This window comes from Planomonospora sp. ID82291 (assembly GCF_015711645.1).
GTDB lineage: Bacteria > Actinomycetota > Actinomycetes > Streptosporangiales > Streptosporangiaceae > Planomonospora.
On sequence record NZ_JABTEX010000001.1, the window covers coordinates 1,337,418 to 1,361,220 of the forward strand.

Genomic DNA, 23,803 nt, shown 5'->3' on the forward strand with positions numbered 1-23,803 from the left:
ACACCGATCACGGACAAGAGGGACGGGAAACCATGGCTATCGATCTTCGCGAGCGCCTCACGCGACGACGTCGGACCGGCGCGGACCGACGGGCCGCCAACGCCGCCGCCAACCTGGACCGCCCGCCCGTCTTCCCCGGCCGCTGGGTGAGCGCCATCTCACTGATCGCCGGCCCCACCCTGATCATGACCGGGACCCTCCTGCGCTCCCCGTTCTACTACTTCGTCCCGTACCAGCTCACCGCCTACACCCAGCACCCCGCCCTCATCACCGCCGCCTACACCTGCTTCGCCCTCGGATTCGTACTGCTGCTGCCCGCGGTCGTCACCCTGGCGCAGCGGATCTGCGCCACCAGCCCGATGTGGGGACTGTGGGGCGGCTGCCTGGTGATCGTCGGCCTGTTCACCCGCACCTTCCAGTTCGGCACCGACCACCTGGCCTTCCACCTGACCGACGTCCTGGGCCTGCCGACCATGCTCGACGGCATCGACGGCTACTACGACGCCTGGCGCGACACGCACTGGCACCCGTTCCGGTCCATGTCCGGACCGGCCTTCTTCGGCTGGATCGTGCTGGCCATCGGCGCCTACCGCTCCGGCGCCCTGGGCCTGGGCCGCTCCATCTCCCTGGGCCTGATGTCGGTGCTCGCCCTCGGAACGCTCAAGGGCACCGAACCGCAGTCCTTCCTCGCCGTGGGCGGCCTGTGCCTCGCCTTCATCCCCCTGGGCGTCTCGCTGCTGCGCAACGGCCCCCGGCCGACCCGGCGCGCCATGATCTGGGTCGCCGTCCTCATCGGCGTGCACGTCCTCATGACGGCCTTCGGCCCGAGAGGATGACGCCCCGGACCAGCGGTACACCGGTGAACCCGGCACCCGCCTCACCGGCACCGCCGTCCGCACCTCCACCGGCTCCGCCGCCGGTCCCGGGACACGGAAGGCCCCGGGACCGGCGGCAGAGCCCGGATCACGCTCGACCACCCGCACGAACAGAAGGCCCCTGACGGCGTACTGCCGGTCCAGGGGCCTTTTCTTCGCCGTCGCCGAGCACCGGCGACGTGGCCGCGGACCAGGGCGGCGAACGGGGTGTGGACGGCCCTGGACACCGGCATCGGACCGGGCGGACCGTTCGCCCCCGCCCGGAGGCGATGCGCCGTCCGCGCGCTCCGCCCTCATCGGATCCCCGCGGTCAGCGGTGCCCCAGGACGTTGACCACGCGGCCGTTCGGGTCGCGGACGAAGAAACGGCGGACGCCCCACTCCTCGTCCTGCAGCGGATGCATGATCTCGGCACCGCTGTCGAGCATGGCCGCGTAGGCGGCGTCCACGTCGTCCACCTCGATGCTCATGTCCGGGGTGACGGGTGCCGTCCTGTCAGCGGTCATGACGCTGACCTGTGCCGCTGGAGCGGACGGGGAGGCGAGGGTCATGATCCAGCCGTGGTTCATGACCTCCTCCAGCCCCAGGAGGCCGTAGAACTCCGCGCTCTCCTCCAAGGCTCCGGACTGGATGTTGGGGACGATCCGGCGGACGGACATCGGCGGCTCCTGCGGAAGGCGGGACGAGGTGCGGGTGGTCCTTCTGGTCAGGATGCCGCCTGGGCTCCGGGATCGGATCCGGATATCGAGAGGAGCGCTGGTTCTCGCCCCGGCGGCGTCCCGGTGGAGAGGCGTCAGCGTACGCCGACGACGCGGCCGGGTCCAGATTCGCGGCGTCGTCGACAGCGGGGTGTGCTGTTCCTGGTGATCTATGGGGCGATACGGCCGGCGCTCAAGCATGATCGCAGGAGTCGGATCCCGCGTCCGCAGGAAGTGGCGGATGCAGCACTGCGGGAGCGCGTAACGGCGGAGAGAGCAGCGCAGAAGCGCGAAGCAGAAGAACGAACGGCTCGACGGCGTGTAGCGGCGGCGGGCCGCTGGTCGGCGCGTTCATTGGGTACGGCGGGCGGATGTACGGCGACGACCCGGGGCGCCGCCGGTCGGGACCGGTGCCCACTCCGCACGCCCGGCCGGCGGGCGGCAGAGGACCGGGTACGGCGGCGCGGCGCGCCGCGCCGCCGCCTTGATACCTACAAGAACAATTCGCCAGTGTGGGCGGCATGGTTGAGAACGCTTCGGATTGCCTTGAGGTTCGTGTCACTGCCAGCAGCCGTGAGGAGGCCGACCGGATCTGTTCGGCGGTGGTGGAAGAGCGCATGGCCGCGGACGCTCAGAAGATCGGCCCGATCGCGTCCACCTACTGGTGGGCGGGGCAGATCCAGCACTCCGAGGAGTGGCTGTTGCTCATGAAGACCACGGTGGAGAACTTCGAAGGGCTCGCGCGGCTGGTGCAGGAGCTGCACTCATATGAGGTGCCGCAGATCGTCGCGGTTCCGCTGATGGCCGGCACTGCTGACTATCTGGAGTGGATCAGGCGGGAGACCGAGGCTCCGGCGGGTAGAGGTGATGTCGCCGAGTAGCTCCTCTGCCACCCAGGAGCCACCCTGTTAGCAAGGGTGTTAGCAAAACGGCCGAACGATCAAGAAACCCAAAAGGCCCCTGACGGCGTAATGCCTGTTCAGGGGCCTTTCCGTTACAGAGCCGACGAGGGGAATCGAACCCCTGACCTTCTGTTTACAAGACAGATGCTCTGCCGATTGAGCTACGTCGGCATGGTCGCCTGACGAGTGTAGTCGGACCGAGCCCCTGACGTCACGGAGAAAGGGGTCTGACCCGCGGGCGGAACTACCGCTTGCGGTGGCGGGCCACCTCGTACAGGGCGATGCCGGCGGCGACGCCCGCGTTGAGGGACTCGGCCGCGGCGCCCATCGGAATGCGGACGACCAGGTCACAGGCCTCCCGGACCAGGCGGGACAGACCCTTGCCCTCCGAGCCGACGACCACGACCAGGGGGCCGTCGAGCAGGTTGGCGTCACCGACGTCGACCGTGCCCTCGCCGTCCAGTCCGATCACGAACAGTCCCGCCTCGCGGTAGTCCCGCAGGGTCGCGGTGAGATTGGCGGCGCGGGCCACGGTGATGCTGGCCAGCGTGCCCGCCGAGGTCTTCCACGCACCGGCGGTCACCCCGGCCGAGCGGCGGGAGGGCACGACCAGGCCGTGGGCGCCGAAGGCCGCGGCCGAACGGGCGATGGCGCCGAGGTTGCGCGGGTCGGTGACGCTGTCGAGGGCCACGATCAGCGGCACCTCGGCGGCGTCCTGGGCCGCGTGGACCAGGTCTTCGGGGTGGGCGTACTCGTAGGCGGGGATCTGCAGGGCCACGCCCTGGTGCACGCCGCCCTCGGTCAGCCGGTCCAGCTTCTCCCGGCCGGCCTCCAGCATCGGGATGCCCCGGTCGGCGGCGATCCGCACCGACTCCTTGACCCGGTCGTCGTTGTCGATGCGCTGCGCGATGTAGAGCGTGCTCGCGGGCACCCCCGCCCGGAGCGCCTCCAGGACCGGGTTCCGGCCGCCGATGTACTCCGGCGCGTCCTCGCTGCGCCGGGCGCGGGCCGGAGCGGGACGCGGCGAGGAGGACCTGCCGGTCTTCTCCTCGCGCTCGATCCGCTCCGTGCGCGCCTTGTCCTTGTACCAGTGCCGCATGTGCGCCGGCGGGGTCGCGCCCCTGCCCTCCAGGCCACGGCGGACGTTGCCGCCTGTGCCCTTGGTCGGACTCTTCTTCTTCGCGGGTCGCCCGGACCCTCTACCCCCACCAGCCATGGTCCCTAGCGTACGGCCTGCGCCGGGGAGTCCTACCGCGAGATCTCCCAGCGAGGGCCCTGCGGGGTGTCCTCCACGGCGATGCCCGCCTGGGCGAGCCGGTCGCGGATGGCGTCGGCGGCGGCGAAGTCCTTGCGGGACCGGGCCGCCTGCCGCTGCTCCAGCGCCACCGCGACCAGGGCGTCCACGGTCGCGCGCAGCCCGGAGTCGCCGCCCGAGGAGCGCCACTGCTCCGAGCGCGGGTCGAGGCCGAGCACGTCGAGCATGTTCTGCGTCTCGGCCAGCAGCCGGGCCACCTGCTCCTTGTTCCCCTGCGCCAGGGCGACGTTGCCCTCGCGGACCACCTCGTGCACCACGGCCAGCGCCTGCGGCGTGCCCAGGTCGTCGTCGAGCGCGTCGGTGAACGCCTGGGGCAGCGGGGCGTCGGCGTCCACGTCGTGGATCACCTCGGCGGCCCGGGTGACGAAGCCCTCGATGCGCTGGTAGGCCGCTGCGGCCTCGAACAGCGCCTCCTCGGAGTAGTCGATCGCCGAGCGGTAGTGCGGCGCGGCCAGGTAGTAGCGGAGCTCGACCGGCCGGACCTTCTCGGTGACCTCGGGGATCAGCAGGGAGTTCTTGAGCGACTTGCTCATCTTCTCCGCGCCGATCTTGAGCATGCCGTTGTGCATCCAGTAGCGGGCGAAGCCGTCCCCGGCGGCCTGCGACTGGGTCAGCTCGTTCTCGTGGTGCGGGAAGATCAGGTCGACGCCGCCGCCGTGGATGTCGAAGGTCGCCCCGAGGTACTTCGTGGCCATCGCGGAGCACTCGAGGTGCCAGCCGGGACGGCCCTTGCCCCACGGGGTCGGCCAGGTCGGCTCGCCGGGCTTCTCCCCCTTCCACAGGGCGAAGTCGCGGGGGTCGTGCTTGCCGGAGTCGGTGTCGGTGTCGCCGGCCGCCCGCATGTTCTCCAGCCTCTGGTTGGAGAGCGAGCCGTACCGGTCGGCGTAGGAGACCACGTCGAAGTAGACGTCCCCGCCGGCGGCGTAGGCGTGGCCCGCGGCGATCAGCCGCTCCATGAGCTCGATCATCTCGGGAACGTGGCCGGTGGCGCGCGGCTCGACGGTCGGCGGCAGGCAGCCGAGCACCTGGTAGGCCCAGGTGAAGGCGCGCTGGTTGCGCTCGGCGACCACGAACCAGGGCACGCCCTCCTCGGCGGCGACCCGGATGATCTTGTCGTCGATGTCCGTGACGTTCCGGCAGAACGTGACGTCGTAACCGGACCGGGTCATCCAGCGGCGGAGCACGTCGAAGTTGACGCCGGACCGGATGTGGCCGATGTGCGGTGGAGCCTGCACGGTGGCGCCACACAGGTAGATCGACGCCCGGCCGGGCTCCACCGGAACGAATTCACGGATCGTGCGTGTGCTGGTGTCGTAAAGGCGCAGGCTCACGTGAAAAGGCTAACGCCTTCCTCCGCCCGGCAGGCCGCGTTACCCGAGATCCACGGACGGTCCCGGCCTTCGGCCCGGGACGGACGCGGCCCCCTCAGGGGACGGCCCGCCGCAGGAGGCGGCGCACCCCGATGGGCGGACGGTGCGGAAGGCAGGCGTCCGCTCACCCTGCCGGCATCCCGCCCTGCCGACATCCGCCTTCTCGGCCGACGAACCGGTCATCTCTGGACAACCGATCGCCACGGACCAGGAAGAACGCGGTTCGGCCTGGGCCGAAGGCCTGGGGTGCGACGGCATGATCGCGGTAGGGTCGGAGGGCCATGGACGTGAAATCCCCCGCGGCGGCAGGTTCGCTCTCCCGCCCGTCCTCTGCCCTGTCCACCGCTCCGGCCTCCCCCGGCCGGGCCGCCGTCGCCCTGCGCCACACAGGCGTCGCGCTGGCCGGGATCGGCGTCGCCGCCCTGACCGGTACGGCGTGCGTGCTGTCCTTCGCGACCCTGCGCGCCCTGGCCGTCACCGGCGGCGCCCGCGCCGACCTGGCCTATCTCTACCCGGCGGGCTTCGACGCGCTCCTGGTCATCGCCATGATCGGTGTGCTGCTGCTGCGCGGCGCACGCTGGCCGGTCCGCCTGCAGACCGGGGCCGTCCTGGTCCTGCTGCTCGCCGCCGTGGTCGCCGCCGAGGTGGTCAGGGCCGCCGGAACGGCGGTGGACGTACGGCGGGCCGCCGTCGCGGTCGCGGTCGCCCCCTGGGTGATGCTGGCCGTCGCCCTGTGGCTCTGGCTCGTCCTGATCAAGCACGCCCACGTACGGCGGGCCGCCCCGGACGACCGGCGGGCGGAGCCGGAACGGGGCCACGACATCGTGCCGTTCCCCCGGACCGGGCCGGAGGCCGCGGACCGCTCCTCCGCCCGCCCGGTCCAGCACCCGGCGATGGAGACCCCGCTCGACCCGCAGGCCGCCCCGCCCCTGGAGTCCGCGCCGCTGGATCCGGTTCCGCTCCACGACCTGTCCACCGAGCCCGTGGTCGGGCCCACGCCCGCGCCGGAGACGCCCGAGGTGGACGAACTGCCCGGCCCGGACCCCGCCGAGGACCGGCCGGAGGAGCCCGGCGGCGGAGACGGGGGCCGCGCGGGACACCGGGAGCGCAGCGCGGCGGAGTCCGCGGGGCCGTCCCCGGAACCCGGACCGGCGGCGTCCGGCTCCCCCGCTCCCTCCGCTCCGGAACCGACGGCTCCCGTCACCCGGGACACGCCGGTGCGCTGGGGCGACCTGGTCCGCCCGCACCCGGGTGACCTGCTCGTACATCCCCCCCGCGGCGCCGTACGGGATCCCGAGGGCGGAGCCGCAGGGGACCGGGCGTCCGGGAGCGGGCGGGCCGGAGAACGGGTGGAGACCTGGACCGCCGCGCCGCGTGAGGCGGAGGAGGAGACGGCGGAGGGATCCACGGCGGGCCCGCGCTCCGAGGCGTCCTCCGAGGTTCCCGGCGGGCCCGCCGACCGCGATGCCGACACCCGGCCGATGCGCGTGATGGACGGCGACCGGTCCCCCGGCTCCGGTCTCGACCCCGATGACCCCGGTTCCGATCCCGGTTCCGATCCCGATGGTCCCGATGGTCCCGATCCGGCGCACGGCGCCGAGGCCGCCGATCCTCAGGAGGGGGCCGACCCTCCGAAGGGCGAGGTCACGGCACCGCCTTCGGGCCGCCTGCGCAGCACCCCCGTCCCTCCGGAGGGGTGAACCGCCTCGTCCGGCGGTTCCGAGGCCGACTCCGGGGCCCGTGGAGGGAGCCGGCCTCGGAACCGCAGAGACCCGCCCGGCGCACCCTCGGGGCGCCGGGCGGGTCTCTGCGCGGAAGCCGGGACATCAGGCCTGCCACCGCGGACGTCCTGCCGGAGCGGACGGCGTCCGTCCGGACCGCGGCCGGGTCACCGGGAAGGTGCCGCTCGGCGGTCAGACCCTGGAGCGGCGGAGCCCCGCGACCAGGCCGACACCGACGACGGCCAGGACGACCTGCATGACGAGTTCGATCCAGTCGATGCCGTCCGTGGTGGCGACGCCCAGCGACTGGGCGATCGCGGTACCGATCAGCGCGGCGACGATACCGACGGCAATGGTCAGGACCCACCCGATCGCCTGTCGGCCAGGAAGCAGGAGACGACCGATTGCGCCGATGACGGCGCCGATGACGATGGCCCCGAGAATGGATGCGATAGTCATATCAACCTCCCCGTGAGGGTGAGACCTTCACTCTCACGGAAAGAGGGCTACCCCGTACTCCAGGATTACTCCCGGAAATATAAAATTTTCATCGGATCAGGGCCGGCTCGTTCCTCCCGGATGCGTCCTTCCCGGACGCATCTGGGTGACGAGCAGAACCCCCACCACCGCCAGGGCGAGCTGGAGGATGTGCTCCCACCAGTCGATCCCTCCGGTGTTCGCGATGCCCAGCGCGCCTGCGATGAGCGTTCCGATGAGCGCGGCGGCGATGCCCACGATGAGCGTCAGCGCCATGCTGATGCCCTGCCTGCCCGGAATGATGAGACGCGCCAGCGCGCCCACGATGGCTCCGATCACGATCGCGCTGATGATCGACCACAGCATGTCCAGCTCCCCCCTGTGACGGGACACGGTCATTGGAGGCGTACCCAGGACAAAGAGGATTATCCGAAGAAAAAGAGGCGACCCGTACCGCGCCAGGAAACGGGCCGCCCCGCAGAGGTTCCGGCGGGTTCTTCCGCGCCACCCGCCGGAATGCGACGAACGCTCACGCGCTCCGCATTACAGGACGTGCGACCCGCCGCCCAGGTTCACCACGATCGCGGTGGCGATCGCCGCCACGCCCTCACCGCGGCCCGTGAGCCCCAGCCCGTCGGTCGTGGTGGCGCTGACGCTCACCGGTGCGCCCACGGCCGCGCTGAGGGCCTTTTCGGCCTCGCTGCGGCGCGGCGCCAGCTTGGGACGGTTCCCGACCACCTGGACGGCCACGTTGCCGATCTCGAACCCGGCGGCCCGGACCTGCCTGGCGGTCTCCGCCAGCAGGGAGACGCCGGAGGCGCCGGCCCACCGGGGATCGGAGGTGCCGAAGAGACCGCCGAGATCGCCGAGCCCTGCCGCGGACAGCAGCGCGTCGCAGGCGGCGTGAGCGGCGGCGTCACCGTCGGAGTGCCCGGCCAGGCCCGTCTCGCCCGGCCAGTGCAGACCCGCGAGGTGCAACGCGCGCCCGGATGCGAACGGGTGGACGTCGACCCCGACGCCCACCCGTGGAAATGTCGTGTTCAGGAGTTGAGAACCTCGTCGAGCAGGGCCTCGGCCTTGTCCTCGTTGGTCTTCTCGGCGAGAGCCAGCTCGCTGACCAGGATCTGCCGCGCCTTGGCGAGCATGCGCTTCTCTCCTGCGGAGAGGCCGCGCTCCTTGTCTCGACGCCACAGGTCGCGGACGACCTCGGCCACCTTGTTGACGTCACCGGACGCCAGCTTCTCGAGGTTGGCCTTGTAGCGGCGGGACCAGTTGGTGGGCTCCTCGGTGTGAGGCATGCGGAGCACGTCGAAGACGCGCTCGAGGCCCTCCTGGCCGACGACGTCCCGAACTCCGACGAGCTCGGCGTTGTCCGCCGGCACCTGGACGGTGAGGTCGCCCTTGTCGACCTTCAGAACCAGGTAGGTCCTTTCTTCGCCCTTGATGGTCCGAGTCGTGATCGCCTCGATCCGAGCAGCCCCGTGGTGGGGGTAGACGACAGTGTCGCCGACCTGGAAAGTCATGTGACAAGTACCCCTTCCGCTGTACTCCAGAGTACCACGTATCCACAGGCTCCCGGAACAGTGAAATCACCATAACTGCAGGTCAAAGCCGCGTTTTAAGCCTTGACAAGTGTCCGACTCTATGAATCAAGGGTTGGAAAAGCACGCATGACCTGCACGCCCCTCCTCCCCGTGATCCGCCAGGCCGCCGGAAAACCCGGGAAAGCGGATGGATAAGGTTGGCGCTGCCCCGTCTCTAGTGTGACAAGGAGAACCCGCACCGTGACCCGCACCAGCCGTCACCGGGCGATCGCCGCCGCCGCGTTCCTCGCAGCCGCTCCGGCGCTGACCGGCTGCGGCGCCGGATTCGACGCGATCACCGCCCAGCCCTACGCGCCGACCGAGGCCACGAGTGTCAAGGTCAAGGGGCTGGACATCTCCCAGGCCTTCTTCCTCGGCCCGGACTCCGGCGGGACGCTGCCCGCCGGCGCCAGCACCCCGCTCTACCTGTACATGGTCAACACCTCCGCCCAGCCCGACCAGCTCGTCGGCCTCGGCGTGGACCCCGCGCTCGGCACCGCCAAGGTCCCCACGCCCGTCCCGCTCCCGGCCGGAGGCAAGCAGGCCGCCGTCGTCGGCAGGCCCACCCCCTCGATCGTCATCGAGCAGCTGAAGAAGCCGCTCAGGGGCGGCGAGGAGATCGCGGTGCAGTTGCAGTTCGAGAAGGCGGGCATCGTCCCGCTCCGGGTCCCCGTGCTCACCCGGAGCCGTGAGTTCGCGACCCTGCCGCCCGCGCAGGGCGCCTCCGCCGCCCCCACGCCGACCCCGACGCCGTCCGCCACCGCGGAGCACGGCGAGGGCGACCACTGAGCCGCTGAGCGCACCGGACCGCCGCGGGCGCCGCGGGCGCACCGGGCCACCGCGGGCGCACCGGACCGCCGCGGGCACACCGCGGGCCCACCGCGCCGCCGCAGCGGACCCGGATCACCGGCGCCTCGCGTCGGCGGGGTACGGCTCGGCGAGCCGTACCCCGCCGACGTCGCGCGGGCGCCGGATCCGGCGGGTCATTCCTCCACGGGGTCGAACTTGTAGCCCAGGCCGCGCACGGTGAGGATGCAGCGCGGGTTGGAGGGGTCGGCCTCCACCTTGGCCCGCAGGCGCTTGACGTGGACGTCCAGCGTCTTGGTGTCGCCCACGTAGTCGGTGCCCCAGACCCGGTCGATGAGCTGGCCCCGGGTGAGCACCAGGCCGGCGTTGCGCAGCAGCACCTCCAGCAGCTCGAACTCCTTCAGCGGGAGCTGGACCGCCTCGCCCCGCACGGCGACGACGTGCCGGTCCACGTCCATCCGCACCGGCCCGACGGTCAGCACCGACGACTCCGGCTCCTCCATGTCGCCCTGGCGGCGCAGCACCGCGCGGATGCGGGCCACCAGCTCGCGCGAGGAGAAGGGCTTGGTCACGTAGTCGTCGGCGCCCAGCTCCAGCCCGACGACCTTGTCGATCTCGCTGTCCTTGGCGGTCAGCATGATCACCGGCACGTTGGAGCGCTGCCGCAGGGACCGGCAGACCTCCGTTCCGGGCAGGCCGGGGAGCATCAGGTCCAGCAGGACCAGGTCGGCGCCGCCCCGGTCGAAGGTCTCCAGCGCCTCGGGGCCGGTGGCCGCCACGGCGACCTCGAACCCCTCCTTGCGCAGCATGTAGGACAGGGCGTCGGAGAACGACTCCTCGTCCTCGACGATGAGCACGCGGGTCACTGCGAGGCCTCCAGGGGGATGGTGCTGATGTCGGGTGTTACGGATACCGCCAGGCCGCCGAAGGCGGGCAGGCGGAGGGTGAACGTGGAGCCGGAGCCCTCCTTGCTCCACACCGTGATCTCGCCGTTGTGGGCGGCGGCGACGTGTTTGACGATGGCGAGCCCGAGGCCGGTGCCGCCGGTGGCGCGCGAGCGCGCGGTGTCGACCCGGAAGAACCGCTCGAAGATCCGCTCCTGGGCGCTCTCCGGGATGCCGATGCCCTGGTCGCTCACGCTGATCTCGACGGAGTCGCCCGCCGGCCGGGCGCTGACCACGACCCGGGTGTGCTCGGGACTGTAGGCCACCGCGTTGTCGATGAGGTTGCGCAGCGCGGTGACGAGGAGCTCCTCGTCGCCCCAGATCTGCAGGCCCTCGGCGCCGCCGGCCACCAGGGTGATGTCCTTGGCCGCCGCCGTGGTGTTGCAGCGGTCGATGGCGTCGTGCACGGCCTCGTCGATCGGGACCGGGCAGGGCGTGGGGACGGGCTCGGCCCCCTGGATCCGGGAGAGCGTGATGAGGTCCTGGACGAGGTAGGTGAGGCGGGCGGCCTCGTGCTGCATGCGCCCGGCGAAGCGGGTGACCGCCTCGGGGTCGTCGGCGGCGTCCTGGATGGTCTCGGCCAGCAGGCTGAGCGCGCCGACCGGCGTCTTCAGCTCGTGGCTGACGTTGGCCACGAAGTCGCGGCGGACCGCCTCGACGCGGTGGTGCTCGGTCTGGTCCTCGGCGAGCACCAGCACCTGGCCGTACGGCCCGAGCGGGGCGACCCGGACCGCGAAGTTGGTCGCCTCCTGGCCGAACCTGTGCCCCGCCACCTCGATCTCGCTCTCGCGGATCTCGCCGTCCCTGCGCACCTGCCTGGCCAGCGCGAGCAGCTCGGCCGCCATCAGGCGGTCTCCCCTGACCAGGCCGAAGGCCCGGGCGGCGGAGCTGGCCCGCAGCACCCGGTCCTCCCGGTCGAGCACGACCGCCGAGGACGGCAGGACCGCCAGCACGGAGGCGACGCCCTGGGGCAGCCCGCCGGGCTGGAGGTCGTCGATCGGCGCCACCATCCGCTGCCGCCCCGTGACCGGGCGGACGGCCATCACGGCCAGCGCTCCCACGACGAACCCGGCCAGTACGGCCAGGCTCGCCATCAGCTCACTCACGTGGTCCTCCTGTCGGCTTCACGTCCTCGATGGTAGGCGCGCCCCTCCCCTGGCAGGACGGCCCGGGAGGGCACCGCCGCCCTCCTTCCCGCAAAGTTCACTCATCGGTCGGGGTTCGTTCACGGACCCGCCCGTACGGTGAATCCATGCGCGACGCCTACCACGAAGAACTCGACTCCCTCACCGGCAGGCTGGTCGAGATGACCCGGCTGGTGAGGTCGGCGATCTCCCGAGCCACCACCGCCCTGCTCGACTCCGACCTCCCGCTCGCCGAGACCGTCATCTCCCAGGACACGGAGGTCGACCGGCTCTTCGCGGAGATCGAAGCGTCGATCTTCGACCTGATGGCCCGGCAGCAGCCCGTGGCCGTGGACCTGCGAATGATCATCACGGCTCTGCGCATGGGCACCGACCTGGAACGGATGGGCGACCTCGCCCAGCACGTGGCCAAGGTCGCACGGCTGCGCCACCCGGACTCGGCCATCCCTCCGGAGCTGCGCGCGACCATCCTGGAGATGGGCCAGATCGCCGAGCGCCTGGTCACCAAGACCGGCGGCTGCATCGCCTCACGCAACGTGGAGTCGGCGCTGGAGCTGGAGCACGACGACGACGCCATGGACAAGCTGCACCGCAAGCTGTTCAAGACCCTCATGGACCCCGCCTGGAAGCACGGGGTCGAGCCGGCGATCGACGTGACGCTGATCGGCCGCTACTACGAGCGCTACGCCGACCACGCGGTCCGCGTCGCCCGCGACGTCGTCTACCTGGTCACCGGCTCCCGTCCCCACGAGGTCACCGTCACCGGCTGACCCGGCCGGAGAGGGGAAGCGGAGACGGCGAAGGGGGCCCGCTCGGACGAGCGGGCCCCCTTCTCGCACGACCGGGCCGTTCCGTGCCCGTCACCGGACCCCTCCGGAGCCGCGGGACCCGGGACGGCGTGCCGGCCCTGGCCCGGCCGGTCACCTGGCCCGGCCGGTCACCTGCCCTGGTTGGCCACCGCCTGGATGGCCGCCTCGGCCGCCTCCGGGTCGAGGTAGAGGCCGCCCTTGGCGAGCGGCCGGAAGTCGTCGTCCAGCTCGTAGCGGAGCGGGATCCCGGTGGGGATGTTGAGTCCGGCGATCTCGTCGTCGCCGATCCCGTCCAGGTGCTTGACCAGCGCGCGGAGCGAGTTGCCGTGCGCGACGACGAGGACGGTCCGGCCCGCCGCCAGGTCCGGCACGATCCGGTCGTACCAGTACGGCAGCATGCGCTCGACGACGTCCTTGAGGCACTCGGTCCGCGGCATCAGCTCGCCGGGCAGGAGCGCGTAGCGGGCGTCGCCGACCTGGGAGTACTCGTCGTCGTCGGCGATCGGCGGCGGCGGGACGTCGTAGGAGCGGCGCCAGAGCATGAACTGCTCGTCGCCGAACTGCTCGCGAGTCTGCGCCTTGTCCTTGCCCTGGAGCGCGCCGTAGTGGCGCTCGTTGAGCCGCCACGACCGGGTGACGGGCAGCCAGAGCAGGTCCGCCGCGCCCAGCGCGAGGTTCGCCGTCTGGATCGCCCGGCTCAGCAGCGAGGTGTGCACCACGTCGGGTCGCACCCCGGCCTCCAGCAGCAGGCGCCCGCCGCGCCGTGCCTCCTCCTCGCCCGTGGCCGAGAGTCCCGCGTCCACCCAGCCGGTGAACAGACCCTTGGCGTTCCACTCGCTCTCACCGTGCCTTAGCAGCACCAAAGTCGCCATGGGACCCAGCTTAGCCAGAGCCGCGGACCGCCCCGCCCACCGCACCGGCCGCCCGCACCGACCCACCGCACCGGCTTCCCGGCGGACCGGTCCGGCCCCGCACCGGACGCGGCGACCGAGCCGGGCGGCCCGGCAGGCGGCCCGGCGGGGGCCTCAGCGGTCCGGGTCGGCGAAACGGGCGAACGCCTGCAGGTTGGCCAGGGACTCCCCCCGCTTGGCCCGCCACTCCCACTCCTTGCGGATGGAGGAGGCGAAGCCCAGCTCCAGCGCCCGGTCGAAGCCCTCGTCGGAGTAGGTGAGCACGCAGCCGAGCAGCCGGTCGATCTCCTCCTCCGACACCGCCGACAGGGCGATCCGCCCCACCAGGTAGACGTCGCCGACCGGGTCGAGGGCGAAGTGCACGCCGTACATGGAGCCGTTCCTGGTGAGCAGCCAGCGGTAGAACTCGGCGTGGTTCTCGTCGGGCTGGCGGCAGAAGAACGCCTCGACGTGCAGCGCCCGGTCGCCGACGATCAGCCAGGTCATCGTGGCGAGCTTGTGCTGGCCGGGCAGCCTCACCAGGAAGGCGCCCGGCCGGGGCTCCTCGAAGGAGACCTCGGCGCCCTTGAGCGCCGTCTCGATCACTTCGCGCATGGACCCCACCCTACGAGCGCGCGGACCCGCCCCGCGGTCAGGGCACCGCGACCGGGACGCCGTCAGGGCACCGCGACCGGGACGCCGTCAGGGCACCGCGACCGGGACGCGGTGCAGGTGCGCCATGGCCCCGGCGTAGACCTCCGCGAGCCGGGCCGCGGTCGCCGACCAGCCGAAGGCGGCGGCCTGGGCGACCGCGCCCGCGGACAGCTCCTCGCGCCAGGCGGGCAGGCGCACGAACCGGCCGAGGACGCGGGCCCAGTCGTGCGGGTCGTGCCCCTCGACGAGCACGCCCGACACGCCGTCGCGCACGGCGGTGCGCAGCCCGCCCACGGAGGCCGCGGCGACGGGGGTGCCGCACGCCTGGGACTCCAGCGCGACCAGGCCGAACGACTCGCTGTGCGAGGGCACGACGGTCACGTCGGCGGCGCGGTACCAGTCGGCCAGCTCGCGCTGGGGGGCCGGGGGCACGATCCTGACCACGTCCGCGATGCCGAGCCGCGCGGCCAGGTCGGTCAGGTGGGAGGGGCGGGCCAGGCCGTTGCCGCTGGGCCCGCCGACGCAGGCGACGACGAGCCGCGACCGGAGCGAGGGGTCCTCGTCGAGCATCCGGGCGGCGGCGCGCAGCAGCACGTCCGGGGCCTTGAGCGGCTGCACCCGGCCCACGAACAGCAGCATGAGGGCGTCGCGCGGCACGCCCAGCCGGCGGCGGGCCGCGCCGCGGGGGCCGGGCCGGAAGACGGCGAGGTTCACCCCGGGGTTGACGACCTCGACGCGGCCGGGGGCGGCGCCGTACAGCTCGACGAGCTCGGCGGCCTCGGTCGGGGTGTTGGCCACCAGCCGGTCGGCGACGTCGACGACCTGCTCCTCGCCCAGCACGCGGGCGGTGGGCTCGGGCCGGTCGTCCTCGGCGAGCAGGCTGTTCTTGACCTTCGCCATGGTGTGCATGGTGTGCACCAGCGGCACGCCCCAGCGTTCCTTGGCCAGCCAGCCCACCTGGCCGGAGAGCCAGTAGTGGGAGTGGATGACGTCGTAGCGGCCCGGGTCGTACATCGCCTCGGTGCGCAGCACGCCGGACAGGAAGGCGCAGAGCTGGCCGGGCAGGTCGCCCTTGTCGAGCTCCTCGTACGGTCCGGCGGTGACGTGCCGGACCGAGACCCCGGGGACGATCTCGGCGACCGGCGGCAGGTCCCTGGCCGTCTGCCGGGTGAAGATCTCCACCTCGACGCCCAGCTCGGCCAGGCGCTTGGCCGCCTCCACGATGTAGACGTTCATCCCGCCCGCGTCCCCGGTGCCCGGCTGGTCCAGGGGGGACGTGTGCATGCTGATCGTCGCGACCCGGTTGACCCGTCGTCGCCTCACCGACACCACCTCCGAGACGGATATAACCCCCCATATCTTCCTCACATTCCCATGATCTCCGGATATCCCGGGGCACCTGGGGCGGTCTCCGGCGGTGCTGGCAGGATGGCTGGTCATGAAGAAGACGGCTGTGGTGACGGGGGCCAGCAGCGGCATCGGCGCGGCGACGGCCCGCCGGCTGGCCCGGGAGGGCTTCGACGTGGTGGCGGCGGCCCGCCGCCGGGACCGGCTGGACGAGCTGGCCGCCGAGGTGCCGGGGATCCGCCCGGCGACCCTGGACGTGACCTCCCCGGAGTCGGTGGCGGAGCTGGCCGCCGCCCTGGACCGCTGCGACGTGCTGGTCAACAACGCCGGGGGCGCGATCGGCCTGGAGCCGGTGGCCTCCGGCGACCCGGCCGACTGGCAGCGGATGTACGAGGTCAACGTGCTCGGCTCGCTCCGGGTCGCCCAGGCCCTGCTGCCGAAGCTGACCGCCTCCGGCGACGGCGTGCTGGTGATGCTGACCTCGGTGGCGGGGCTGGTCTCCTACGAGGGCGGCGGCGGCTACAACGCGGCCAAGCACGCGCAGACCTCGATGACCGAGGTGCTCCGGCTGGAGCTGTGCGGCGAGCCCGTCCGGGTCGTCGAGATCGCCCCCGGCATGGTCCACACCGAGGAGTTCTCGCTGACCCGCTTCCGCGGCGACGCCGAGCGGGCCGAGAAGGTCTACCAGGGCGTGCCCGGCCCGCTCTCGGCCGACGACGTCGCCGACGCCGTGGCCTGGTGCGTCACCCGCCCGTGGAACGTGAACATCGACCGGCTGGTCATCCGCCCTCGCGCGCAGGCCGCGCAGCACAAGATCCACCGCGTCCCCTCCTGACCGGTGGCGCGTCCCAGGAGGCCGGTCGGCGCGATCACCCGCGGCACGACCGGCCACAACCGGCTGCGGCGGTCCGACCGCTGGGTCGCCGCGGTCTGCGGGCCGATGCTCCGCTCCGCCGACCGGCCCCTGGTCGTCGACCTCGGCTACGGGGCCTCGCACACCACGACGCTGGAGCTGTTCCTGCGGCTGCGCCGGGTCCGCCCGGACGTCGAGGTCACCGGGATCGAGATCGACCCGGCCCGGGTCGCCGCCGCCCGGCCGTACGAGCGCCCGGGCCTCGCGTTCCGGCTGGGCGGCTTCGAGCTCCCGGTGGACCGGCCGCCGCTGCTGGTGCGGGCCTTCAACGTGCTGCGGCAGTACGGCGAGGCGGAGGCGTGGGCGCACTGGGACCTGCTCAGGTCCGGGCTCGACCCGGGCGGGATGATCGTCGAGGGGACCTGCTCGGAGGTCGGGCACCGCGCCGCCTGGGTCGCCCTGGACGCCTCCGGGCCCCGGACGCTGACCCTGTCCGCCCGGTTCGACGCCTTCGAGCGCCCCTCGGACCTGGCCGAGCGCCTGCCCAAGACGCTCATCCACCGCAACGTGCCGGGCGAGCCGGTCCACGCCTTCCTGCGGGACTTCGACCGGGCCTGGGCGGTCAGCGCCCCGCTGGCCCCGTACGGCGCGCGCCAGCGCTGGATCGCCGCGGTGGAGGCGCTCCGCGCCGCCTGGCCGGTCTTCCCGCACCCTCCGCTCGGCGGCCGGTCCCGCTGGCGGCTCGGCGAGGTCACCGTGCCGTGGGCGGCCGTCGCCCCGGCGGGACCCGGGCGGCCCGGGGCCTGACCCGCCGGGGGCGGACCCGCCCGGGGACCGGGTCTCCGTCCGGCCTCTCCGTCCGGCCTCTCCGCCGGGACCTTCCTCCAGGCCAGAGCTCGACAGCCCGTAGTACTACCCGACGTGGTGCGGGGTTAGGCTTGTTCGTGTGAAGGGTCTCGGTGAGCTTGAACGCAGCATCATGGACATCATCTGGGCGCAGCCGTCCGCGGTGACGGCCCGCGAGGTGGGGCGCCTCATCGAGGAGCGCGACCTCGCTCCCACGACGGTGATGACCGTGCTCGACCGGCTGACCCGCAAGGGCTTCCTGATCCGCACCCGGGACGGGCGCGCGTGGCGCTACGCGGCCGCGGCGAGCCGCGACGCCTACGTCGCGGAGCTTATGCTGGAGGCGCTCGACATGACCGGAGACCGGTCGGCCGCCCTCACCCGTTTCGCCCAGGCCGTCTCCGGGTCCGAAGCCGAGATCCTGCGCAGAGCCCTGACGGAGCTGGAGGACGAGTGATCACCGCGGCAGCCCTGGCGTTCCTCGCCTCGGTCTGCGCGGTCGGAGCCTGGCGGCTGGTCCGGGCGCGGTGGACCTACCGCGCCCCGCACGTGGCCATCGTCCTGTGGCAGTCCCTGGGGGTGACCTGGGGCCTGGCCGGCACCGGGGCGCTGCTCGCCTACGCCCTGGAGCCCTACGGCCGGGGCGTGCTGCACGGCCTGGGCGCCTTCGCGGCCTCCGCCGTCGAGGGCGGGTACGACCCGCGCGGGCCGTACGGCCTGCCGCAGATCTTCGCCCTCATCGCCGGGCTGAGCGTGCTCACCGTGCTGGTCGTGGTGCTGCTGACCGCGGGCCTGCAGACGTTCCGCGCCCGCCGCCGCCACCGCACCCTGCTGAGCCTCATCGCCCGGAAGGACCCCGGGGTCCCCGGCGTGCACGTGGTCGACCACCCGGGCGCCGCCGCCTACTGCGTGCCGGGCCTGCGCTCCCAGGTCGTGGTGAGCGAGGGCGCGCTGAAGCTGCTCTCCCCGGACGAGCTGCACGCCGTCCTGGCGCACGAGGTCGCCCACGTGCGCGAGCGGCACGACCTGGTCCTGCTCCCGTTCGCCGCGCTGCGCCGGGCGCTGCCCTGGTCCCGCACGGTGCGGGACGCCCAGCACGAGGTGGCCCTGCTGGTGGAGATGGCCGCCGACGACGCCGCCCGGCGCTCCTGCTCGCCCCGCCGCCTGGCCACCGCCCTGCTCCGGTTCGGCACGGCCGGCGCCGTGCCCACCCCGCACGGGGCGCTGGGCGCCCTGAGCCCCTCCTCCGCGGTGATGGCCCGGGTCCAGCGCCTGGTCTCGCCGGGGCCCCGGCTCCCCCGCCGGGTCCGCTACGGCGTCGTGGTGTTCTCCGTCACATTGACCGCCTCCGCACCGTTGCTCTGGCTGGTGCCGCACTGATCAGGGCCCTGATGACGCACATTTGAACGCTTGCTGGCGTTAGCCAACGTGTTTGCAACTGCAAGCGGCATGGGGCAGAATCGAGGCATGGCACTACCGAAGGTCGGCTCGATCGGCGAGTACATCCGCGAGCAGCGCACGCAGGCGAAGATCTCCCTGCGCCAGCTGGCCGCCGCGGCCGGGGTCTCCAACCCCTACCTCAGCCAGATCGAGCGGGGCCTGCGCAAGCCCAGCGCGGAGATCCTGAACCAGATCGCCAAGGGGCTGCAGATCTCCGCGCAGGCGCTGTACGTCCAGGCCGGCCTCATCGAGGACCGCGAGCCGGACAGCGACGTGCTGACCGCCATCCGGGCCGACACCCTCATCACCGAGCGGCAACGCCAGGTGCTGATCGACATCTACGAGTCGTTCCGCAAGGAGAACCGGGCCGGGGCCCCGGACGAGGACGCGCGGACCACCAAGAGCGCGCATCCCGCACCGGAGCCCCAGACCGGCGACACGGTCTCCCCACCGGACGACGAGGGGCCGCTCCCCGAGGAGTTCGCCGCCGCGTTGAAGCCCTACACGGCGTCCTCGGCGAACGGTACGACCGAACCGAAACCAGGAAAGGGTAACTCATGACACTGGCCACCGAAGTCAAGAAGATCACCGACTCCAAGCCGTTCTACGCCGTCGCCGGGGCCGGCGACTTCGCGGTGGAGAAGCTGCGCGAGCTGCCCGAGCAGGTGCAGCGCCTGCAGAGCCGCCGCGAGGAGATCCGCGAGGTCGCCAGGGACCTGCCCGTCAAGGCCCGGCAGATCGCGGGCAAGGCCGAGGTCTACGCCAAGGAGTTCGGCGGCAAGGCCGAGGTCTACGCCAAGGACCTGCCCGTCAAGGCGCGCGACTACGCCGACCAGCTGACCGCCATCGCGAACGAGCTCTACGAGGAGTTCGCCACCCGCGGGCGCAAGGTCGTCTCCAAGGTGAGCGGCGAGGCCGCCCTGGAGCTGGAGGAGGTCTCCGAGAACGCCGAGCCGGCGATCGCCGCCACCCCCGCCCCCGCCGTCACCGCCCCCAGGAAGAACGCCCGCGCCCCGAAGAACGCGGTGAAGGCCTGACCTCCGCCTGAGGGCCGCGGACGGCGGCGCCTGGAGGGCCTTCCGCCACCGAGGCCTCCCGCGGCCTGACCTCCGTCTGAGGGCCGCGGACCCCGTCCGCGGCGCAGAGCCCGCGCAGGACCGCAGCAGGACCCGTCCCGGCACCGCCGGGGCGGGTCCCGCCGTTCCCGGCCGCCCGGCGCGTCCGGCGTGTCCGGCGTGAGCCCCGGGCGCGCCGGGCGGACCGGGCGGCCGGGACCGGGACCGGGACCGGGACCGGGAAAAGGGCTTACCGGCGGGTGCGCGGCATCGCCTAGTCTGGGGACGACCGGTGCGGCGATCCCCCTGGAGGGACGATGTTCCAGATTTACGGTGTCCTGGACCTGATCTTCCTGATCCTGGGCATCGGGGCCTTCATCCTCTCCACCTGGGCCCTCGTCCACGCGATCAAGACCCCCGCGCGGGCCTTCGCGGTCACCGGCAAGCAGAGCAAGCAGGTGTGGCTGCTCATCCTGGGTTTCGCGACGCTGTTCTCCTTCGCCGGCGCCGTGGGGTACCTCAACAGCATCGGCTTCCTGGTGATCATCTCCGTGGTCGCCGCGGGCGTCTACCTCGCCGACGTGCGGCCCGCCGTACGGGAGGTCGGCAAGGGCGGCAATTCGGGCCCCTACGGCCCCTGGTGAAGGCCCGTCCGAGCCCGCCCCGAAAAGCGCCCGAGCCTGCCCTGAAAAGATGGCCTTCTGCCTCATTGTGAAGATAGTCCGTCGAGTCCGGGCTTGCCCGTAACGTCCCCGAGACGGTAGACACGCGGGGTGATATTCGCCGACAAGCCCACCCTCCGCGGAGAGCGCGTGACGCTCCGGCCCGTCGGTCCGGAGCACGTCGACGGGCTCTGGGAGCTCGTCAACGATCCGGACATCGCGCGGCTGACCGGCTCCCACGGGACGTTCGCCTACCAGGCCGCCGCGCTCTGGTACGGCTCCCGCGGCGAGCACGACGACCGCCTGGACCTGGCGATCTGCGCCGCCGAGGACGACTCCTACGTCGGCGAGGTGGTGCTCAACGACCTGGACGCCGCCAACCTCTCCTGCAACCTGCGGATCGCCCTGGTCGGCCCGCGCGCGTTCGGCAGGGGCTACGGCACGGAGGCGATCCGGCTCGTGCTCGACCACGCGTTCACCGCCACGGAGCTGCACCGGATCGAGCTGGAGGTCTTCGACTTCAACGACCGGGCCGCCCACGTCTACCGGAAGGTCGGTTTCGTGCAGGAGGGGGTCCGCCGGGACGCCCTCCTCTGGAAAGGGGAACGGCATGACTCGATCATCATGTCGATGCTCGCTTCTGACTGGAACGTCAAGAACATCTGACAGACATCGCATGATTTTTCGGAAACGTCTGTTGACACTTCCGAAACAATGCTACGTTCACTGGGAGCGCTCCCACCTGCACGGAACTAGGTGTGGAGGAAGTTATGTCTGATGTGCCCACACTCGCCCAGGTCGCCGCAGAAGCAGGTGTGTCGCCGGCAACGGCGTCCCGGGTCCTCACCGGCTCTGTCAGGGTCAGCACCTCGACCCGGCGACAGGTGCACGACGCCATCTCCCGTCTCGGTTACGTGCGCCACCGCGCGCCCCGGGGCGGATCCGGACGGCGGTGCGACCAGACCGTGGCCGTGGTCGTCTGCGAATCCGCACAGCGGCTCTTCACCGAGCCGTTCTACGCGAGGATGATCACCGCGGCGGAGGAGGTGCTCACCGGCCAGGGGATCCCCCTCACCGTGATGACCGCCACCTCGGCCACCTCCACCATCGCCACCCCGCAGCTCGTCGCCGGCGGGGTCGACGGCGTCCTGCTCATCGGCGCGCGGGAGCGGCACCCGCTCGTGGTGACCCTGGCCGCCTCCGGCGTCCCGGTGCGCAGCGCGGGCCGCGCCCCCGACGGCATCGACCTGCCGTACGTGGACATGGACAACGCCGACGGCGGCCGGCAGGCCGCCGAGCACCTGCTGCTCGGCGGGCGGCGGTCCATCGCCGCCATCGCGGGCCCGCCCGGACTCCCCGCCGCGCGGGACCGGCTGGAGGGCTTCACCCGGACGCTCTCCCTGGCCGGCATGACGGGCGTCCCGGTGGCGTACGGCGACTTCACCCACTCCTCGGGCGTGCACGCCGCCCAGTGGCTGCTGCGCAGGATGCCGCACCTGGACGCGGTGTTCGCCGCCTCCGACGTGATGGCCGCCGCGGCCGTGCAGACCCTGCGCCGGGCCGGCCGCCGGGTGCCCGACGACGTGGCCGTGATCGGCTTCGACGACGCCCCCATCGCCCGGCGGACCTCCCCCACCCTGACCACGGTGCGCCAGCCGGTGGAGGAGTTCGCCGCGCTCGCCACCCGGCTGCTGCTGAGGGCGATGAACTCTCCCGAGGGCACCGGGAACAACCCGGTGCTGCCGACGGAGCTGGTGGTCCGTGAATCTGCTTGAACCCGGAGGGCTCCGCGCGGGCGACGTGCTCACCCGCCGGTACCTGCTGATGGAGCAGATCGGCCGGGGCGGCATGAGCGTCGTGTGGAGGGGGTTCGACCAGTCCCTCCAGCGGATGGTGGCGATCAAGATCCTGGAGGCGGACCTCGGCGCGGACCGCGAGCTCATCCGGCGCGAGGCCCGGGCCACCGCGCGTCTCATCCACCCGGACACGATCGAGGTCTACGACTACGGCGAGACCGTGACCTCCCACGGCCGCCTCGCCGCCTACGTGGTGATGCGGCTGCTGGAGGGCCGGCCGCTGGCCGACCGGATCGTCCGGGGAGCGCTGCCCTGGGCGGAGGCCGCGGCCGTCGCCGCGAGGCTGGCCACCGTCCTGGCCGCCGCCCACGAGCGGGGCGTCGTGCACCGGGACGTCACCGCCGAGAACGTGCTGCTGACCTCGGACGGCGCCAAGCTGCTCGACTTCGGCATCGCGGCGTTCGTCGGAGAGGAGGACGACGACCGCACCGGCGAGTACGGCACCCCGCCCTACGTGGCGCCGGAACGCCTGACCGGCCGGGTCGCCGATCCCGCGAGCGACGTCTACTCTCTGGGCGTGCTGCTCTTCGAGATGCTCACCGGCGCCACGCCGTACCCGGAGCGGACCTGGGAGGAGATCGAGAACGCCCGGCGCGAAGGGCCTCCGCCCGAGCTGCGCGTGCCGGGGCTGCCCCCCGAGGTGGCGGCGCTGTGCCGCCGCTGCCTGGCGCACGATCCGGCGGTCCGGCCGGAGGCCCAGGAGGTGGCCGGCGCTCTGGCCGCGGCGCTGTCCGGACCCGTGGGGACGGAGCGGCCTCCGCCGCGCCGGGTCGTCCCCCGCGCGGCGGCCGTCGCCGCCCTGGTGATCGTCACCGGTTTCCTCGTCTGGGGCCAGGTGGGCGGCGAGCGGAACGGGGCCGTCACCGGCCTCGGTCCCTCCGCCCGGCCGAGTCCCGCCCCCACGGACGGGCCCGCTCCGCCTTCGTCCTCCGGGCGACCCGAAGAGCCCGACGAGGGGACCGGCACCGCCGGACCGCCGGCCGGCGAGCCCACCGGCGCCGCGGACGACGGGCGGGGCCGGGCGGCGGACGCCGACGCCCCGGACGCCGGACGGGACCGGGCGGCGGGCACCGGGAAGGACGGGAGGGCGGGTGCCGGGGAGCCGAGCGCGGAGCCGACGGTGCTCCTGGTGGAGAGCGTACGGGCCGCACGGCCCACGGTGGACGAGAGCGTGCGGCGCTTCAACGCCCTGCTGGCCCAGAGCGCGGGCAGGGGGGAGATCCGCCAGGACGTGGCGCTGGACCTGCGCCAGGTGCTGGCCAACAGCGTCTGCTGCGCCCGGGACCTCACCCCGGTCCGGCAGAAGATCGCCGATCGGCACCGGGAGGGCTCCCTCACCGGACGGCTGCACAGGTCGCTGAACGCCCAGCTCACGACCATGGCCGTGCTGCTGGCCGGGTAGCACGGCCCGCCGGGGGGCGCGCACGTCCCGCGCCCCCCGGGCGGGAACAGTGCCCCCGGGCGGGAACAGGGCCCTCAGGCGGGGGCGACGGGGCCTGCCGGCGAGGGCGGGGCCGTCGGACGGGGAATGAGGCCTTCGGGCGGGGGCAGGGCC

At 72.7% G+C, this 23,803-nt stretch carries 27 protein-coding genes and 1 tRNA gene; 15 read left to right on the top strand and 13 right to left on the bottom strand.

What is annotated here, in order from left to right:
* Positions 1-32: 32 nt before the first annotated feature.
* Entirely contained in the window at positions 33-836 is an 804-nt protein-coding gene (locus HS045_RS05730; RefSeq protein ID WP_196450089.1) for a hypothetical protein, read from the top strand.
* 349 nt (positions 837-1,185) lie between these two features.
* On the opposite strand, the gene HS045_RS05735 is transcribed toward HS045_RS05730, so the two are convergent.
* Complete coding sequence (locus HS045_RS05735) at positions 1,186-1,533, bottom strand: VOC family protein (protein WP_196450090.1); 348 nt, start codon at positions 1,531-1,533, stop codon at positions 1,186-1,188.
* A 560-nt stretch (positions 1,534-2,093) separates the two neighbouring features.
* Here HS045_RS05735 and cutA point away from each other — a divergent pair.
* Positions 2,094-2,453 carry a divalent-cation tolerance protein CutA gene (gene cutA / locus HS045_RS05740; protein WP_196450091.1) on the top strand — a complete coding sequence of 120 codons (360 nt, stop codon included), beginning with the start codon at positions 2,094-2,096 and terminating at the stop codon, positions 2,451-2,453.
* A 119-nt stretch (positions 2,454-2,572) separates the two neighbouring features.
* On the opposite strand, the gene HS045_RS05745 is transcribed toward cutA, so the two are convergent.
* The 3 genes from HS045_RS05745 to cysS form a co-directional block, all read right to left on the bottom strand.
* A tRNA-Thr gene (locus HS045_RS05745) sits at positions 2,573-2,645 on the bottom strand.
* Between the two features lie 73 nt (positions 2,646-2,718).
* Positions 2,719-3,690, bottom strand: a complete 972-nt coding sequence (gene rlmB / locus HS045_RS05750; protein WP_196450092.1) for a 23S rRNA (guanosine(2251)-2'-O)-methyltransferase RlmB — start codon at positions 3,688-3,690, stop codon at positions 2,719-2,721.
* A gap of 32 nt (positions 3,691-3,722) precedes the next feature.
* Positions 3,723-5,120 carry a cysteine--tRNA ligase gene (cysS, locus tag HS045_RS05755; RefSeq protein WP_196450093.1) on the bottom strand — a complete coding sequence of 466 codons (1,398 nt, stop codon included), beginning with the start codon at positions 5,118-5,120 and terminating at the stop codon, positions 3,723-3,725.
* A 320-nt stretch (positions 5,121-5,440) separates the two neighbouring features.
* Between cysS and HS045_RS05760 the strand changes: the two genes are divergently transcribed.
* Positions 5,441-6,859 (top strand): DUF2637 domain-containing protein, encoded by a 1,419-nt coding sequence (locus tag HS045_RS05760; protein WP_196450094.1) that lies wholly within the window; start codon positions 5,441-5,443, stop codon positions 6,857-6,859.
* Between the two features lie 213 nt (positions 6,860-7,072).
* Here HS045_RS05760 and HS045_RS05765 read toward each other — a convergent pair whose 3' ends face one another.
* From HS045_RS05765 to HS045_RS05780, 4 genes are all read right to left on the bottom strand, one after another.
* Positions 7,073-7,339, bottom strand: a complete 267-nt coding sequence (locus HS045_RS05765; protein ID WP_196450095.1) for a GlsB/YeaQ/YmgE family stress response membrane protein — start codon at positions 7,337-7,339, stop codon at positions 7,073-7,075.
* Between the two features lie 96 nt (positions 7,340-7,435).
* Positions 7,436-7,723 (bottom strand): GlsB/YeaQ/YmgE family stress response membrane protein, encoded by a 288-nt coding sequence (locus HS045_RS05770; protein ID WP_196450096.1) that lies wholly within the window; start codon positions 7,721-7,723, stop codon positions 7,436-7,438.
* 177 nt (positions 7,724-7,900) lie between these two features.
* Entirely contained in the window at positions 7,901-8,380 is a 480-nt protein-coding gene (ispF, locus tag HS045_RS05775) for a 2-C-methyl-D-erythritol 2,4-cyclodiphosphate synthase (RefSeq protein ID WP_196450097.1), read from the bottom strand.
* Between the two features lie 17 nt (positions 8,381-8,397).
* Entirely contained in the window at positions 8,398-8,880 is a 483-nt protein-coding gene (locus tag HS045_RS05780; RefSeq protein WP_012887713.1) for a CarD family transcriptional regulator, read from the bottom strand.
* A gap of 261 nt (positions 8,881-9,141) precedes the next feature.
* On the opposite strand from HS045_RS05780, the gene HS045_RS05785 reads away from it, so the two are divergent.
* Positions 9,142-9,729, top strand: a complete 588-nt coding sequence (locus tag HS045_RS05785; protein ID WP_196450098.1) for a copper chaperone PCu(A)C — start codon at positions 9,142-9,144, stop codon at positions 9,727-9,729.
* Positions 9,730-9,923: 194 nt separating this feature from the next.
* Here HS045_RS05785 and HS045_RS05790 read toward each other — a convergent pair whose 3' ends face one another.
* Together HS045_RS05790 and HS045_RS05795 are read right to left on the bottom strand one after the other, a co-directional pair.
* Positions 9,924-10,613: a response regulator transcription factor gene (locus HS045_RS05790; protein WP_196450099.1), complete on the bottom strand. Its 690-nt coding sequence runs from the start codon at positions 10,611-10,613 to the stop codon at positions 9,924-9,926.
* A complete protein-coding gene (locus HS045_RS05795; protein ID WP_196451071.1) occupies positions 10,610-11,785 on the bottom strand; it encodes a cell wall metabolism sensor histidine kinase WalK in 1,176 nt (391 codons plus the stop codon). The genes HS045_RS05790 and HS045_RS05795 overlap by 4 nt, the downstream gene beginning before the upstream one ends.
* 158 nt (positions 11,786-11,943) lie before the next feature.
* Here HS045_RS05795 and phoU point away from each other — a divergent pair, with 158 nt between their 5' ends.
* A complete protein-coding gene (gene phoU, locus HS045_RS05800; RefSeq protein ID WP_196450100.1) occupies positions 11,944-12,606 on the top strand; it encodes a phosphate signaling complex protein PhoU in 663 nt (220 codons plus the stop codon).
* 167 nt (positions 12,607-12,773) lie between these two features.
* Here phoU and HS045_RS05805 read toward each other — a convergent pair whose 3' ends face one another.
* From HS045_RS05805 to mshA, 3 genes are all read right to left on the bottom strand, one after another.
* A complete protein-coding gene (locus tag HS045_RS05805) occupies positions 12,774-13,517 on the bottom strand; it encodes a phosphoglyceromutase (protein WP_196450101.1) in 744 nt (247 codons plus the stop codon).
* 153 nt (positions 13,518-13,670) lie between these two features.
* Positions 13,671-14,150, bottom strand: coding sequence for a YbjN domain-containing protein (locus HS045_RS05810; RefSeq protein WP_196450102.1), 480 nt, complete (start codon positions 14,148-14,150; stop codon positions 13,671-13,673).
* A gap of 87 nt (positions 14,151-14,237) precedes the next feature.
* Positions 14,238-15,518 (bottom strand): D-inositol-3-phosphate glycosyltransferase, encoded by a 1,281-nt coding sequence (mshA, locus tag HS045_RS05815; RefSeq protein ID WP_307827459.1) that lies wholly within the window; start codon positions 15,516-15,518, stop codon positions 14,238-14,240.
* Positions 15,519-15,627: 109 nt separating this feature from the next.
* Here mshA and HS045_RS05820 point away from each other — a divergent pair, with 109 nt between their 5' ends.
* The 10 genes from HS045_RS05820 (at position 15,628) to HS045_RS05865 (ending at position 23,650) form a co-directional block, all read left to right on the top strand.
* Positions 15,628-16,371 (top strand): SDR family oxidoreductase, encoded by a 744-nt coding sequence (locus tag HS045_RS05820; RefSeq protein ID WP_196450103.1) that lies wholly within the window; start codon positions 15,628-15,630, stop codon positions 16,369-16,371.
* A gap of 3 nt (positions 16,372-16,374) precedes the next feature.
* A complete protein-coding gene (locus tag HS045_RS05825) occupies positions 16,375-17,196 on the top strand; it encodes a class I SAM-dependent methyltransferase (protein ID WP_196450104.1) in 822 nt (273 codons plus the stop codon).
* A gap of 139 nt (positions 17,197-17,335) precedes the next feature.
* Positions 17,336-17,692, top strand: coding sequence for a BlaI/MecI/CopY family transcriptional regulator (locus HS045_RS05830; RefSeq protein ID WP_084008187.1), 357 nt, complete (start codon positions 17,336-17,338; stop codon positions 17,690-17,692).
* Positions 17,689-18,615 (top strand): M56 family metallopeptidase, encoded by a 927-nt coding sequence (locus tag HS045_RS05835; protein WP_196450105.1) that lies wholly within the window; start codon positions 17,689-17,691, stop codon positions 18,613-18,615. Before HS045_RS05830 ends, HS045_RS05835 begins: the two co-directional genes overlap by 4 nt.
* Positions 18,616-18,702: 87 nt before the next feature.
* Complete coding sequence (locus HS045_RS35775) at positions 18,703-19,236, top strand: helix-turn-helix domain-containing protein (protein WP_196450106.1); 534 nt, start codon at positions 18,703-18,705, stop codon at positions 19,234-19,236.
* Positions 19,233-19,712 carry a hypothetical protein gene (locus HS045_RS05845; RefSeq protein ID WP_196450107.1) on the top strand — a complete coding sequence of 160 codons (480 nt, stop codon included), beginning with the start codon at positions 19,233-19,235 and terminating at the stop codon, positions 19,710-19,712. Before HS045_RS35775 ends, HS045_RS05845 begins: the two co-directional genes overlap by 4 nt.
* A gap of 335 nt (positions 19,713-20,047) precedes the next feature.
* Positions 20,048-20,374: a DUF2516 family protein gene (locus HS045_RS05850; RefSeq protein WP_196450108.1), complete on the top strand. Its 327-nt coding sequence runs from the start codon at positions 20,048-20,050 to the stop codon at positions 20,372-20,374.
* A gap of 129 nt (positions 20,375-20,503) precedes the next feature.
* A complete protein-coding gene (locus HS045_RS05855; protein WP_307827393.1) occupies positions 20,504-21,058 on the top strand; it encodes a GNAT family protein in 555 nt (184 codons plus the stop codon).
* A 104-nt stretch (positions 21,059-21,162) separates the two neighbouring features.
* Complete coding sequence (locus HS045_RS05860) at positions 21,163-22,167, top strand: LacI family DNA-binding transcriptional regulator (RefSeq protein WP_196450109.1); 1,005 nt, start codon at positions 21,163-21,165, stop codon at positions 22,165-22,167.
* The gene (locus HS045_RS05865; RefSeq protein WP_196450110.1) at positions 22,154-23,650 is read left to right on the top strand and encodes a serine/threonine-protein kinase; all 1,497 of its coding nucleotides are present in this window, start codon (positions 22,154-22,156) and stop codon (positions 23,648-23,650) included. Before HS045_RS05860 ends, HS045_RS05865 begins: the two co-directional genes overlap by 14 nt.
* The last annotated feature ends 153 nt before the right edge of the window (positions 23,651-23,803 follow it).